Origin of the sequence: Flavobacterium microcysteis (assembly GCF_006385255.1) — a bacterium.
Taxonomy (GTDB): domain Bacteria; phylum Bacteroidota; class Bacteroidia; order Flavobacteriales; family Flavobacteriaceae; genus Flavobacterium; species Flavobacterium microcysteis.
In genome coordinates, this window is sequence record NZ_VFJE01000046.1 from 20,530 (window position 1) to 34,123 (window position 13,594).

The following is a 13,594-nucleotide window of genomic DNA, read 5'->3' on the forward strand; positions in this document are numbered from 1 at the left end:
ATAAAGCACGTTAACTTATTACTTTTACAACATAAACAAGATTACTATGTCGCAACCTGTGCTTTTTTTAAGAAACGTAAATATCTATCAGGAGAAAAACCTCATTTTATCGAACGTAAATATTGAAGTGAAACACGGTGAATTCCTTTATATTATTGGAAAAACCGGTTCTGGAAAAAGCAGTTTCATGAAAACTTTATATGCTGATCTTCCTCTTACGGATGGACAAGGAAGCATTGTGGATTATGACCTGGCGGCACTCAAAGAAAAAAATATTCCTTACTTGCGCCGTAAAATTGGTATTGTATTCCAGGATTTCAAATTGCTTCCAGATCGAAACATTGAGGAAAATATGATGTTCGTATTAAAAGCTACCGGCTGGACTGACAAGCAGGAAATGCAGGTCAAAATAGAGGAAGTTTTGGAAAAAGTGGGCATGAAGAACTTTGCCAGTAAAATGCCGCACCAGCTATCTGGTGGTGAACAACAACGAATTGCAATTGCAAGAGCCTTGCTTAATGATCCTGAAATCATATTAGCTGACGAACCTACCGGAAACCTTGACCCTCAGACCAGTGTTGAAGTCATGGAACTATTGCGAAATATTAATGCGAATGGAAAAACAATCATCATGGCAACGCATGATTATGCGCTTTTGATGAAATTCCCTTCCAAGACCTTGAAATGTGACAGCGGTTCTGTTTTTGAAGTGGTACAGAGAACGGTTTAATGATTTCAATTTTAATCCCTACATATAATTACAATATCTTCCCGCTTGTTTTTTCCTTATGTGAACAGGTAAAAGCACTGAATATAGAATATGAAATTATAGGTTTGGACGATGCTTCAAAGAAATACCATTCTGAGAACCAAAAAATCAACGATTTAGCGCATTGCTCTTATTCGATTTTGGAAAAAAATATCGGACGGAGTGCTATACGCAATCTTCTGGCAAAAAAAGCACGTTTTGAAAATCTGCTGTTTCTTGATGCCGATGTGATCCCGATCCATAACGACTTTATTTCCAATTACATTCCTCATATAAACTCCAACGTAAAAGTGATTTACGGCGGTATTCGCTATCAGGAACAAAGACCTGAAAAAGATCAGATTTTGCGATGGGTTTATGGAAAATCAAGAGAAGCGCTTACGGCAGATGTGAGAAATCAGAATCCGTATCTCGCTTTTCTTACCTTGAATTTCATGATTCAGAAATCCGTTTTTGAATTGGTTTCATTTAATGAAGAGATTCCGAACCTGAGACATGAAGACACCTTATTTTCTTATGAGCTGAAAAAAGCGGGAGTCTCAATGCTTCATATCGAAAATCCTGTCTGTCATAACGGATTAGAAAGCAACCAGGTATTTTTAAGGAAATCAGAAGAATCTTTAGTTGGGCTTGATTATTTAATTAAAAATGGGCTTATAGAAGCAAACTATGTAAAGCTTTCTGTAGCTTATAGAAAACTGGAAAAGTATAAATTAAAAGGAATGTATTTGGCTTTTTACCGAACTTTTAAGTCGGGCTTTCTAAAAAATCTTCTTGGAAAACAACCTTCACTTCTTATCTTTGACCTTTTCCGATTAGGATATTTTTGCGACCTAAACACTAAGTAAGATGCCTCTATTTTCTATTATCATACCATTATATAATAAACAAAATTATATAGCTGCAACATTACAAAGTGTGCTGGATCAAACTTTTAGTGATTTTGAAATACTCGTTATAAACGATGCTTCTACAGATAACAGTCTGGCTGTAGCACAAGAATTTAACGACAGTAGAATTAAAATAATAAATCATCCTATAAATAAAGGTCTTCCAGCTTCCCGAAACACCGGTATTGATAATGCAGGAGCTCGTTATTTGGCCTTTCTTGATGCCGATGACATCTGGAAACCACAGTATCTTGAGAAAATACATGAACTCATTATAAACTATCCCGAAGCCTCATTATTTGCTACTAAGTATGTAGAAATATACAACAACAGTACCCCTATAGAACTTTCTCACCAAGTTGAAACAGGCATGCTCGATAATTTTTTTGTACAAAACTCAATTAAGTCTATATATTGCCCGTCTAGCTTATGTATAGAGAAAGTTGTTTTTGAAAAAGTGGGATATTATAAAGATATTTATTTTGGTGAAGACATCGATTTAAACATTCGTATCCATTTGGCTTTTAAAATGGCTTATCTCAATGAATCATTAGTTCGTTATAATTTCCATTCTGAAAATCAAATTACACATGCTTCTATGGCCGGAAAAAGCAGAATAGATTTTGATTATTACGAGAATGCATATCCGGAAAATTTAAGTCTTAAAAAATATCTTGATTTTCACAGATACTCTATGGCGAAAAGATATAGACGTTCCGGAGATTTTAAAACTTACAAAGAACTTCTGTCCAAGATTGATCTTAGAAACTTAAATAAAAAGCAAATTATATTGCTTTATTCTCCTCCGTTTATTTTACAGTTCATTATAAAATTAAAGGCTTTTTTTCATAAAAAAGGGATAAATCCTACTGCTGATTAGTTTTTATATAGGCAAGAAAATCATCATAATTTCTTATGTAATCATCCTCATCATAAACCTCTGATGCAATAACCATACAAACGGCGCCTGAAGAAAAGTTTTCGAGTTCACGCCATATATTACTTTTAATAAGAAGACCTCGATCAGGCTTATTGAGTGTTATGGTGATTTTCTCAGTACCATCTTTAAGCACTACATCAAAACTCCCCGAAAGAGGTATTAATAACTGTAATAAAGCCTTGTGAGCATGTCCTCCCCTTTTTGCAGAACTAGGAACATCATACAAATAATAAACCCTTTTTATATCAAAAGGCACTACATCCATTTCTATCACACCAATATTACCTTTTGTATTTTTAATTTTTGGTATTTCTATTATTTGTATTTCCATAAACAATTAATCTATATCTATTTTCAGGTAATTCATCCATTGATTACCAATGTTTTCCAAAGAAAATTTTTCAATACTTGCAACAGCATTCTGTTTGCAAGTAGCGTATAATTCTTTGTCTGTAAACATCAGGTTAATCCCTTCTGTAAGTTTTTCTATATTTTGGTCTTCAATTAACAAACCGTTTATTTTGTCACTAATAATTTCAGACGGCCCGCTAAAACAATCAAAAGACACAACTGGCGTACCACAGGCTAATGACTCCAGCAACACCATTGGCAAACCTTCATTTTTGCTTGAAAGCACATAAAAAAGAGCATTATGCATATAAATATACGGATTTTCGAGAAATCCTTTAAAAACCACCATCTCTTTTAATCCTATTCTATCCGCCTGATCTTCTAATATAGATTTATGGATTCCATCTCCCAAAATTACAAGTTTCACATTATTTTGAGGTAACACAGAATTCGCATAGGCTTCTATAAGCTTGTCAAATTGTTTAATATTGTCGTCTCCCATTCTCCCTGCAGCGAGTATATAAGCCGAATCAATATCTAGATTGTTTTCATTAACACGTTTAGCGATGTAGTCCAAACTAACAAGATTGTGGATAGTAACGACATTCTTAAGTCCATGTAGTTGTTCAATATGCTCTTTCATTTTTAAAGTAAGAGCAACTACTCCATAAGCTTTGCCGTAAATAAACCTTGTTAACCAGGGTTCTTTAGGCATATACCAGTCAATAAGATAACTATGGACCGTATATATTGTGGGTGCTGTAAATATAAACCTTGAAATGAAAACATCCTGTATCTTTTTTTTACGCATCCTAAAGTCAATAATAAAATCAAACTTATGCTTTTTTATATAGCTGCGTAATACTAAAAAACGCTTTAGTTTATTATTGAAACCATTAGTAGTGTCTTTAAGAAGTCCTAAATTTAAAAGCTCTCCAGAAAAATCATAGGAGATCTTATTCTGCACCACTACGTTATGTATTTCAATATTTTTTGAGGCAAAATAATTTGAAAGAAAAGCATGAACACGCTCGGCACCTCCCGCTGACAAAGCATCTCCAACAAGGCAGATTTTAATTTTAGAAGGTTGCGACATCAAGTTATATTAGCTATTTTTGATACAAATATAAACATTCATGAGGATTTTACTGATTGGTGAATATAGCAGGCTGCACAATTCGTTAAAAGAGGGTTTGGTTGCATTAGGCCATGAGGTTATTTTAGTAAGTGATGGAGATGGCTTTAAGCAATACTCGTCCGATTTTTATATTACTCCAAAAATAGCAGTAAACAGATTTTTTAATATTCCTAGACAGCTAATTTTTAGGATATTCAAATTTGATATTGCAAAAATAGAGCGAGGCATAAAGTTCTACAGATTGCTGCCTAAATTAAAAGATTATGATGTTGTACAACTAATCAATGAAGCTCCTATACAGACAACATCATTCTTTGAAAAGTACCTTCTCAACAAAATAATAACACAAAACAAAAAAGCTTTTTTACTTTGCTGTGGAATCGATTATACGGTAGTAAAGTATATGCTTGATAAAAAACCCAGATATTCATTATTAGATCCTTACTTTGAGAATACAAATCTGATAAAGCACTATCGTTATATTTTTGATTATGTATCTAACGGACATAAAAAAGTACATAATTTTTTATATGAAAAAGTAGAAGGAATTATAGCCAGCGACATGGATTATTATCTCCCTTTAAAAGGACATCCTAAGTTTTTAGGCCTTATACCTAATCCTGTCAATCTACTGAATATCGAATATACAGAACCTTCAATAAAAGATAAGATTATTATCTTTTTGGGAATTAACCAAGGAGCTTATCATGCCAAAGGAATTCCTTATTTTGAGCAAGCCTTAAAAAGTATTACCTCTAAATATAAAGACAAAATTGAGGTGATAGCAGCTCAAAACATACCCTATAATGAATATATTGAGCTCTATAAAAAAGCCCATATAATACTGGATCAGATATATGGTTACGACCAGGGTTATAATGCTCTCGAGGCTATGGCTGCCGGAAAAGTAGTTTTTACCGGAGCCGAATCTGAATTTCAGGACTATTATCAGCTTACGGATACTGTTGCTATTAATGCCTTGCCTGATGTCGAATCTATTGTAAAACAACTTTCCTTTTTAATTGAAAACCCGGAAGAATTGATTTTGATTGGAAATCGTGCCCGAAAATTTATAGAGAAAGAGCACCACTTTGTTAAGATAGCAGAAAAGTATCTTGAGAGCTGGAATAAACCCAAAATCTAACTATGAAAACAATTCAGGCTAATACTATCTACCGTAGTTTATTTTTCATGATTATAGCTATATACTGCTTGTTTACGGCAAGATATGGCTTTGAAACATGGGACACTGGATATATCCCAAGTTTTTCATGGCGAATTGCAAACGGACAGGATGTTTATAACGATTTTGTATATAAAGCTCCCCCATCTACATTATATTTTCAGGCTATTTTCATGAAAATCCTTCCTGAAATCGGTCAGTTTTATTTTATAAAGGTCACAAATTATGTATTGTTTGCTTTGCAGGTGTTTTTGGCTGTTAAGAGCTTTACTAATTTTTATCCGCAGCAAATAAAGTTTAATAAATGGGCCTTAATGATACTAGGACTTGTCATTTCCTTATTAAATTTTACGGCCTATCCCTGGCCTACAACCGACGGTTTGCTTTTTGCTGTTATTGCATTGTATATCTTTTCATTAAACACCAAATCAAATGGATGGCAGCTCATAGCAATTGCTTTTTTCTGCCTCATGTCGAGTCTCACAAAACAGTCATTCTATTTAATTCCTATTGGATTTCTTTTCGTCATAATTGGCATGCAAGGAATAAAAAAAGGACTATTTTTCTTTTTCTATCTGGTTCTCTTTTTTCTGCTTTTCCTTTCCTGGGTTGCTTATACCTCATCACTTCATGAATTTTTAGAGCAGACAACCGGACAAACCCATTTTAAAGATCTCCTTTTTTCAGGCTTTCTGGATTATATAATAACCTACCCTAAAGTCGTTGTTTTTATTCCCCTGCTTATTATATCCGCTTTTTTATTATTTTATTTTCCAAAGCGCAAAACCTTGGGTATCCTTGAATATTTAAAAAACTTAGCTGTCGTTTTACTTGTTTTTGCCCTTTCTTTATGCTTCTTCAGAGAATTTTTATTTGCTTCAAGGATTGCAATGCTTTCAGCTTCTTTTGCTGTAGTCAGTAAAGTCATAAAAGACAGAAAGAACTTTAGCTATTATATGCCAATCCTGTTGTCACTTTTGATTGCATGGAGCTGCTCAATAAGTATGGGCTATAATTACCCAATTTTCTTTTCGACTGGAATCATCTTATCAATAACCGTTTTATTTGCTGAAGAATTAAATAAAATTTACAATCAAAAAGCATTTATTCTTGTCGGAAGTATCATTTTGGTATTGGCTTATTCTTTAAATCTAAGACCTTATAGGGAAAAACCTTTTTCAGAATTAGAATATCCGCTTGCTGATGTTTCTCCCAAACTAAAATATCTTATAACCCATAAGGATAACAAAGATAAATTGCTTGACCTTAAATCCTTAATCAAAAAATACGGTAACAATTATATTGTTGCTCCAAGCTTTCCTATGGCTCATTATACTTTCAATACTCAAAGTATACTGCCAGCAGATTGGCTTACAAATAATGAGGTGAATAGAGACCCTGAACGTATTTTAAAGATTGCCGCAAAAAAGGAAAATTATGTCTTTCTAGAAAAAAGCTTTTTGGAAGGTGAGGAATTTATGTTTGACAATAGAGCTGATTTTAGCGTGATTGCTATTTATATCTATAAAAATTTCAAAAAAATAGACGAAACAAAACACTTTATCATCTTCAATACACTAGAAAAAAATGAAGCATTTCCAGTTATTATAAAGAAATCAGTCCATTAAAAAATTACTCTTTTCTTTTATCGTAATGGAAATATATTTTCAGAATTTGAAAAGGAAAAATTAAAAACTCTTTCAGTTTTATAGAGGTATTCCCTTTTTCTATCCAGGTTTCTAATGGAAATTCTTTAACCGCTATTAAAAAATCGGGATAATTAATTTTATACCTCAATAACATTTCAACATCAAAAATCCATCGGGTTAAAAATGGCTTTTCAAATAATTTCTTTGCTATGTTGGTTTTTATAATTTTTGCACCACATTGCGTATCGTAAACCGGAGCACGCAAAATCATTTTACTGATGATGGTAGCAAAGATCCTTCCGAAATAATGCCTCCTCTGCGATCTTACAACCTGGTTTCCGAGAAGCTTTACCCTACTTCCTAAGATAATATTTAAATGCCTGTTTTTTTTCGCATACTCCAATAGTTTTACCATTTCAGAGACTGGTGTCGAAAAATCGGCATCGAGATAACCAATATATTCGTATTCTTTTTGACTATGCAGTATTCCTTGTCTTATTGCTTCAGCTTTACCTGAATTTTGAGATAAATCATAAACTGAGCAATTTTTTAAATCATCAGAAAGTTTATTTAAAACACTCAATGTATCATCTGAACTTCCATCATTCACCAATAAAAAATCTATTTCTTTTGAATCATCGATAATTTGCCGATATTCATCAAAAGAAATTCTTTTTCCTTCATTATAAAATGGTATGATAAAAAGAGCCTGGTTCATTTAGTTTTGTTTAGATAGCATGCCGGTAGGCTTTAGTTTATTTTTAAAATAAATTACCAACATCAAAAGATAAAATGCATGGGTAAAAGCATGGGCCATAACAATACCTTCAATGCCATATAAATCTATAAAAAACATGCTGGAAGCATATAAAATCCCTAAAGATATGAGTTCTGTAACGATAAAAGCCAATGTCATTTTTTTTGCAAAAAATTCAAAGCCAAGAATTAGCGAAGCCACTTTAAATATATCGCCAATCAATTGCCATTGAAACAGCTCTTCAACCGGTAAAAATTCTTTTGTAAACAGGAATCTTACAATAAATCCTTTCAGTATATAGATGATCACAATAGCAAAAATAAAAAGTGGTAAAATCTTTTTGTAATAACTATAAAAGACATCCTTTGTCTGCTGACTGGTAGTTGCCAAGATAAGTTTTGGAAGGAAATAAACCGTAAGCAAAGTAGAAATAAACAGTAGGTAGTTGGAAGAAATCCTTTCCATTGCCGACCAATATCCGGCTTGTTCTTCTCCTAATTTTTCAATGACATTATTTCGTATAGTCAGATAAACCAACGGGCCAAAGAATCCTGACACAAAGGCCATCAGTGAAAATGAAGATAGATTTCTGATGACGGCAAAATTAAAGTACCGGAAATGGATATATTCCCGCATATTCATTAGCGACCTGAAATATAAATAGGTAACTATCAAAAGCAACGCAGGTGTGGCGGCAATAGAAATCAAAGCTCCAGCAATATCAAGCTTCCATATCAAAATAACTGAAACCAATAATCCGATTATATTTCCGAAAATAGTAATATAGATTACTTTATGAAATTTTCCGAAACCATTCAAAACGCTTGTTAAAAAAACATTCATCACATAAAATGGGATAGAAATCGCCAAAATTGAAATGACAAAACCATAATTATTATGATCTCCAAAAACCTGATTGCTCCAAAATTCACTAAAGGCAAAAAGAATCAGAGCAAATAGTATAGAAGAACACAGCAGGGTTATAAAAATCGTAGAAATTACTTTTTTTAAGTGGGTTTCATCATCTTTATTTTCAGCTGTATACTTTACGATTCCGTTTTGAAAACCTAATGTAGTTACGGTTTCTACTGAAGAAAAGAAGTTTCGCATGTTTCCAACAAGAGCCATACCCGGAGCTCCTAAAAAAATAGCAATCACCTTTGAAGACAATATGCCAATCAGAAGTTTTATGACAACACTGACACTGTTCAAAGAAGTCACCTTGAATAGCGAGGATTCTACTATTTTTTTTATAGAAACCAATTAGAATTTATTAATTATTTCGATTACATATCCTATTTCTTCGTCTGTCATGACTGGGCTTATAGGCAAGCTCAAAACCTCTCGATGGATTTTTTCCGTGATCGGGAATGACAAATTACTCATATAAGAAAGCGCTTTTTGCTGGTGTGGTGGCGTTGGATAATGAATCAAGGTTTGGATATCATTTGCAGACAGATAACCCTGAAATTCTTCTCTATGCTCTGTCCTGACTACAAAAAGATGGAAAACATGATTTTGCGAACCGTCAAAAAAAGGCAGTTTTACTTTATCGTTTTTGATTTCTGCCAGATAACGTTCTGCTACTTTCTTTCTTAGTCCGTTTTCTGCATCCAGATTGGGCAATTTTACGCTTAGGAAAGCTGCCTGTAGTTCATCCAAACGAGAGTTTATGCCAATATAGTCATGGACATATTTTTTTTCGGAACCGTAATTCCGAATTGAAAAAATCATTTTTGCCAGCGCATCATCGTTTGTTGTGATGGCGCCTGCATCACCTAAAGCGCCTAAGTTTTTTCCAGGATAAAAGCTAAATCCTGCTGCATCACCCCAGTTTCCTGCTTTTTTTGAATCCAAGACTGCACCATGACTTTGTGCGGCGTCTTCAATTACAAGCAAATTATTTTGTTTTGCTATCGCATTAATTTCTCTCATCGGAGCCAATTGCCCGTAAAGATGTACTGGCAGAATCGCCTTCGTTTTAGGCGTAATGGCTTTTTCGATGGCTTCAGGATCAAGATTATAGGTTTCCAGATTAGGTTCCACAAGCACAGGCACTAAGTCGGCTTGAAGTACGGCCAAAATACTGGCGATGTATGTATTGGCAGGGATGATAATCTCATCTCCTTTTTGGATTTTCCCTAATTGGATGTAAGCTTTAAGAATCAGCACCAAAGCATCCAATCCGTTTCCAACTCCGATGCAATATTTTGTACCGCAATAGTGGGCAAAATCAGCTTCAAATGCCTTAATTTCATCACCTAAAATATACCAGCCTTTGTCCATGATAGTTTTTAACCTGTCTTGGAAAGCCTTCTCATAAGGCTGATTTATTTTTTTTAAATCCAGAAATTTTATCATATCAAAACATTTTCTAGCTTATCATAATTGGAAGTGGCGATTTCATAAAAATCTTGCGTGAGTGTCCTTGCTCCAAAACTTTCCTTCCAGAAAATAAGTCCCTCGTTGAGCTTTCGTCCATTTTCTTCGTTTGAAATTCCAAAATCAAAGAATCTTTTATCCTTAAATACTTCAAGAATCAAGTGACTATACAGAAAATCGAGCGAACCCAATTCGTTTTTTTCATTTTGACCCGATACATATTGGGGATGGGCTACATTTTTGGAAATAAAAATGGTTGTTCCGGCAACAATCTTGCCTTCAAAATACACATTAAAATGCCGAATATTTTCAGGGAATAACCGATGTAGCTTTTCAATTTCTTCAACGGTATGCACCGGTTTGGCATCGTGTTTTGCAGAAATATTCGGAATCAGGATTTCATCCCAGAATAGCCTAAAATTAGGTTCTTCTTTTAAAACGAGACCTAATTGTTGGCCTCTGCGTACGCAAGCTCTTCTGGCCCGGGAAATCTTATGTGGTCTGGAATTATCAATAACAGACAAAGCATCTCTTCGCATTAATTTTGCATCCGTCAAAAACAAAGCATAATTGAGTTCGTCTGACGGATAATCAAAATAAATAGACGGCATCATTTTAAAATGAAGCTTCTGGATTCCATTGGCTTCAAGATATTGCAATACGTTTTTGACAATCAAAAGCATCATTGATTGCTTCAATTTTACATCACATACAACACCTCCATAGGTCAGACCCTGATGTGAAAAAACAATATCTCCAACTACATTTGCTGGTAAAACAGCAATCCAAGTCTCGCCATCCAAAACTATCAAGGAATAATCATGGAACCTGTCGCTATGGTATTCCATAAAATCTCTATGAAATAAAAAGGTAGCATTCTTGGCTTTAGCAATAAAAGCATTCCAATCCTGATAGTCTTCAGCTCTATATTTCCTGACAGTATAGTTTCTCACAGCTTATTTTTATGCTTTGGAAAAGTACTAATTTTTTGAATATGATTAGGCCATTCCATAATGCTAATTTCATTTTGTTAACATACTCTATTGTAAATAAATAGTATCTTTATATCTTTCAATTGATTATCGGGTGAATCTAAAACTACAAATTAGAAATTTTGTTGTCCTTTTCTTTTTTTCTTGTGCTGCTTTTGCACAAGACGTAGCTTTATTTCGGCAATTTAACGGGCGTTACGATTTTACTATCGTTGGAAACACCTTAAACACTTCCGAAAACAACCTCAATAATTTTTGTACCATCACAACAGCTTCTTCCGCCTCCTTAAATCTGGGAGCTGCAGATGAGATTGAAAAAGCCTATCTGTATTGGGCAGGCTCAGGAACTGGTGATCTAAATGTAGTATTAAACGGTGTTCCTATCGCTTCCGAAAGGAATTTTGCATTCTTCCAAAACGATCTTGATTATTTCTGTGCTTTTACAGATGTTACCACTCAAATACTCGCTACAGGAAATGGAAATTATACGCTATCCGATCTAGATGTTTCTCGTTTTTTAGATGCGAACCACTATTGTAACAATCGTACCAATTTTGCAGGCTGGGCTATTGTAATCATTTACAAGAATGAAAATCTTCCATTGAATCAGATTAATATATACGATGGACTTCAGGGCGTTTCAAGAACACAGAATCACCTGACATTGACATTGAGTAGCTTAAATGTAATTGACAATGTTGGTTCCAAAATAGGATTTATTGCTTGGGAAGGTGATGTGAATCTGCCAAATCCAGGATTTACAGAATCATTAAAGATTAACGGACACATTCTGAGTAATGCCTTAAACCCGCCCAACAATGCTTTTAACGGCACCAATTCATTTACCAATTCCAGAACGCTGTATAATATGGATCTGGATGTATATGATATACAGAATTACATCCAAATCCATGATGAATCTGTAGAAATCCAGCTCACATCAGAACAGGATTTTGTAATGATCAGTACGGTACTTACCAAACTAAATAACCAACTTCCTGATGCCACAATTTCAATAGACAATGTAGATTTAGAATGTAATTCACGACGGATTATTGTTGATTATACTGTATACAATCTTGACAGTACAAATCCTCTAAGAGCCGAAGTCCCAATTGCAATCTATGCTGATGGAACATTGATTGAACAAACATTGACCGTACCTCCAATTCCTATTGGCGGTAGCTATAGCGATATTATCCATCTGACGATACCGGATGAGATTCCAAATGATTTTATCTTAAAATTTGTGGTGGATGATACTGGAAACGGTACCGGAATCGTAACGGAATTAGATGAAACGAATAATATCTTTTCTGTTTCTGTTTCTTTATTGGTTTCGCCAGAATTTAATCTGCTGGACAAAATCATCGCCTGTAATGAGGGACTAAAAAAAGGCACTTTTGATTTTTCAGATTATGAAGAAATTGTAAAAGTTGACCCAGACCACGTTGTTCATTTTTTTAATTCCCAGGAAGAAGCCCAGGCAAACCAAAATCCAATCCTGAATACAAACCGTTACATCGCTTCTACCACACCAAAAGAGATTTTCGTAAGAATAGAAGATGAGAACTGCTATAGCATTACTTCTTTTTTCCTGGACACTAAAAACTGTCCGCCAATAGTATATAACGCCGTAACGGCTAATGAAGACGGATGGAATGATTTTTTCTTTATAAGAGGACTAAGAGATATTTTTGTAAACTTCCAGCTTTCCATTTACAACCGTTGGGGCACTTTGGTATGGACGGGAAATAACAATACTGAGAACTGGCGGGGCCAGGCAACCAAAGGCATAGAATTTAACGGGAATAATCTTCCGGATGGTACTTATTATTATATACTTGACCTCAACGATCCTGATTATAAAACACCACTGACAGGTTATGTATACCTGACCCGATAATTTAGTCTTGTTTCAACGCTGGAAGGTACCACTTGAATTTCACAGCCAGAAGTCGGAGGGAAATCATCACGCAGGAAGTTATTAAATAAAGAATGTCATTATCCAGATTCCAGCGTTTTAGGATAAAGAATACAATTCCACCAATAATACAGATCGTAGCATAAATTTCTCTTCTGAAGATTACGGGAATTTCGTTGCAGAGAATGTCTCTGGTCACACCTCCAAAACAAGCTGTCATTGTACCCAAAGCAATACAAATAATGGGATGAAGATTGGTATCCATTCCTTTTTCAAGACCAATCAATGTAAAAACGCCCAAGCCTATCGTATCAAACAGAAACAATGAAGTTCTGAGCCTGTCGAGTTTCTTTCTGAAAATGATAGCAAGAAAATAACCTGCTATGATAAAGTAAACATAGTTCAAATCACGCATCCATCCCACAGGTGTACGGCCAATTAACGTGTCTCTCAGCGTTCCGCCACCTACAGCTGTTACAAAGGCAATAATAAAAACACCAAAAGGATCCAGCCTTTTATTCATTGCTGTTAAAGCGCCAGAAAGCGCAAAAGCCATAGTTCCGATTATATCTAAAAGATAAAACATATTGGGTTTGGGGATTTTTGATTTGTGATTTTG

At 34.4% G+C, this 13,594-nt stretch carries 13 protein-coding genes; 6 read left to right on the forward strand and 7 right to left on the reverse strand.

Annotation, left to right across the window (positions count from 1 at the left end; all coding sequences use genetic code 11):
* Positions 1–46: 46 nt before the first annotated feature.
* The 3 genes from FJA49_RS00590 to FJA49_RS00600 are packed head-to-tail and all read left to right on the forward strand — an operon-like array spanning position 47 to position 2,539.
* Positions 47–730, forward strand: a complete 684-nt coding sequence (locus FJA49_RS00590) for a cell division ATP-binding protein FtsE (RefSeq protein WP_139997773.1) — start codon at positions 47–49, stop codon at positions 728–730.
* Complete coding sequence (locus tag FJA49_RS00595; RefSeq protein WP_139997775.1) at positions 730–1,617, forward strand: glycosyltransferase; 888 nt, start codon at positions 730–732, stop codon at positions 1,615–1,617. Before FJA49_RS00590 ends, FJA49_RS00595 begins: the two co-directional genes overlap by 1 nt.
* Before the next feature lies 1 nt (position 1,618).
* Positions 1,619–2,539: a glycosyltransferase family 2 protein gene (locus FJA49_RS00600; RefSeq protein WP_139997776.1), complete on the forward strand. Its 921-nt coding sequence runs from the start codon at positions 1,619–1,621 to the stop codon at positions 2,537–2,539.
* Here FJA49_RS00600 and FJA49_RS00605 read toward each other — a convergent pair.
* Together FJA49_RS00605 and FJA49_RS00610 are read right to left on the reverse strand one after the other, a co-directional pair.
* Positions 2,526–2,930: a sugar 3,4-ketoisomerase gene (locus tag FJA49_RS00605; protein ID WP_139997778.1), complete on the reverse strand. Its 405-nt coding sequence runs from the start codon at positions 2,928–2,930 to the stop codon at positions 2,526–2,528. The two genes, FJA49_RS00600 and FJA49_RS00605, sit on opposite strands and share 14 nt — an antisense overlap.
* Positions 2,931–2,936: 6 nt before the next feature.
* On the reverse strand, positions 2,937–4,046 hold the full coding sequence (locus FJA49_RS00610; RefSeq protein ID WP_139997780.1) for a glycosyltransferase: 1,110 nt from the start codon (positions 4,044–4,046) through the stop codon (positions 2,937–2,939).
* A gap of 40 nt (positions 4,047–4,086) precedes the next feature.
* Between FJA49_RS00610 and FJA49_RS00615 the strand changes: the two genes are divergently transcribed.
* Both FJA49_RS00615 and FJA49_RS00620 read left to right on the forward strand, forming a co-directional pair.
* The gene (locus tag FJA49_RS00615; protein WP_139997782.1) at positions 4,087–5,232 is read left to right on the forward strand and encodes a glycosyltransferase family protein; all 1,146 of its coding nucleotides are present in this window, start codon (positions 4,087–4,089) and stop codon (positions 5,230–5,232) included.
* 2 nt (positions 5,233–5,234) lie between these two features.
* Positions 5,235–6,899, forward strand: coding sequence for a hypothetical protein (locus FJA49_RS00620; RefSeq protein ID WP_139997784.1), 1,665 nt, complete (start codon positions 5,235–5,237; stop codon positions 6,897–6,899).
* A gap of 4 nt (positions 6,900–6,903) precedes the next feature.
* Here the strand turns inward: FJA49_RS00620 and FJA49_RS00625 are convergent, their stop codons facing one another.
* From FJA49_RS00625 to FJA49_RS00640, 4 genes are read right to left on the reverse strand one after another with little or no spacing between them, the layout of a single operon-like run.
* Positions 6,904–7,638, reverse strand: coding sequence for a glycosyltransferase (locus FJA49_RS00625; protein WP_139997786.1), 735 nt, complete (start codon positions 7,636–7,638; stop codon positions 6,904–6,906).
* Positions 7,639–8,940, reverse strand: coding sequence for an O-antigen translocase (locus FJA49_RS00630; RefSeq protein WP_139997788.1), 1,302 nt, complete (start codon positions 8,938–8,940; stop codon positions 7,639–7,641).
* Positions 8,941–10,038 carry a DegT/DnrJ/EryC1/StrS family aminotransferase gene (locus FJA49_RS00635; protein ID WP_139997790.1) on the reverse strand — a complete coding sequence of 366 codons (1,098 nt, stop codon included), beginning with the start codon at positions 10,036–10,038 and terminating at the stop codon, positions 8,941–8,943.
* On the reverse strand, positions 10,035–11,012 hold the full coding sequence (locus tag FJA49_RS00640; RefSeq protein ID WP_139997792.1) for a GNAT family N-acetyltransferase: 978 nt from the start codon (positions 11,010–11,012) through the stop codon (positions 10,035–10,037). Before FJA49_RS00640 ends, FJA49_RS00635 begins: the two co-directional genes overlap by 4 nt.
* Before the next feature lie 133 nt (positions 11,013–11,145).
* Here FJA49_RS00640 and FJA49_RS00645 point away from each other — a divergent pair, with 133 nt between their 5' ends.
* On the forward strand, positions 11,146–12,957 hold the full coding sequence (locus FJA49_RS00645; protein ID WP_233590044.1) for a T9SS type B sorting domain-containing protein: 1,812 nt from the start codon (positions 11,146–11,148) through the stop codon (positions 12,955–12,957).
* 1 nt (position 12,958) lies between these two features.
* Here FJA49_RS00645 and FJA49_RS00650 read toward each other — a convergent pair whose 3' ends face one another.
* Complete coding sequence (locus tag FJA49_RS00650; protein WP_139997794.1) at positions 12,959–13,561, reverse strand: trimeric intracellular cation channel family protein; 603 nt, start codon at positions 13,559–13,561, stop codon at positions 12,959–12,961.
* Positions 13,562–13,594 lie beyond the last annotated feature (33 nt).

Coding starts and splice junctions, on each gene's coding strand:
- FJA49_RS00615 (WP_139997782.1), top strand. CDS start 4,087: ATGAGGATTTTACTGATTGGTGAATATAGCAGGCTGCACAATTCGTTA.
- FJA49_RS00600 (WP_139997776.1), top strand. CDS start 1,619: ATGCCTCTATTTTCTATTATCATACCATTATATAATAAACAAAATTAT.
- FJA49_RS00590 (WP_139997773.1), top strand. CDS start 47: ATGTCGCAACCTGTGCTTTTTTTAAGAAACGTAAATATCTATCAGGAG.
- FJA49_RS00610 (WP_139997780.1), bottom strand. CDS start 4,046: ATGTCGCAACCTTCTAAAATTAAAATCTGCCTTGTTGGAGATGCTTTG.
- FJA49_RS00605 (WP_139997778.1), bottom strand. CDS start 2,930: ATGGAAATACAAATAATAGAAATACCAAAAATTAAAAATACAAAAGGT.
- FJA49_RS00625 (WP_139997786.1), bottom strand. CDS start 7,638: ATGAACCAGGCTCTTTTTATCATACCATTTTATAATGAAGGAAAAAGA.
- FJA49_RS00635 (WP_139997790.1), bottom strand. CDS start 10,038: ATGATAAAATTTCTGGATTTAAAAAAAATAAATCAGCCTTATGAGAAG.
- FJA49_RS00620 (WP_139997784.1), top strand. CDS start 5,235: ATGAAAACAATTCAGGCTAATACTATCTACCGTAGTTTATTTTTCATG.
- FJA49_RS00650 (WP_139997794.1), bottom strand. CDS start 13,561: ATGTTTTATCTTTTAGATATAATCGGAACTATGGCTTTTGCGCTTTCT.
- FJA49_RS00595 (WP_139997775.1), top strand. CDS start 730: ATGATTTCAATTTTAATCCCTACATATAATTACAATATCTTCCCGCTT.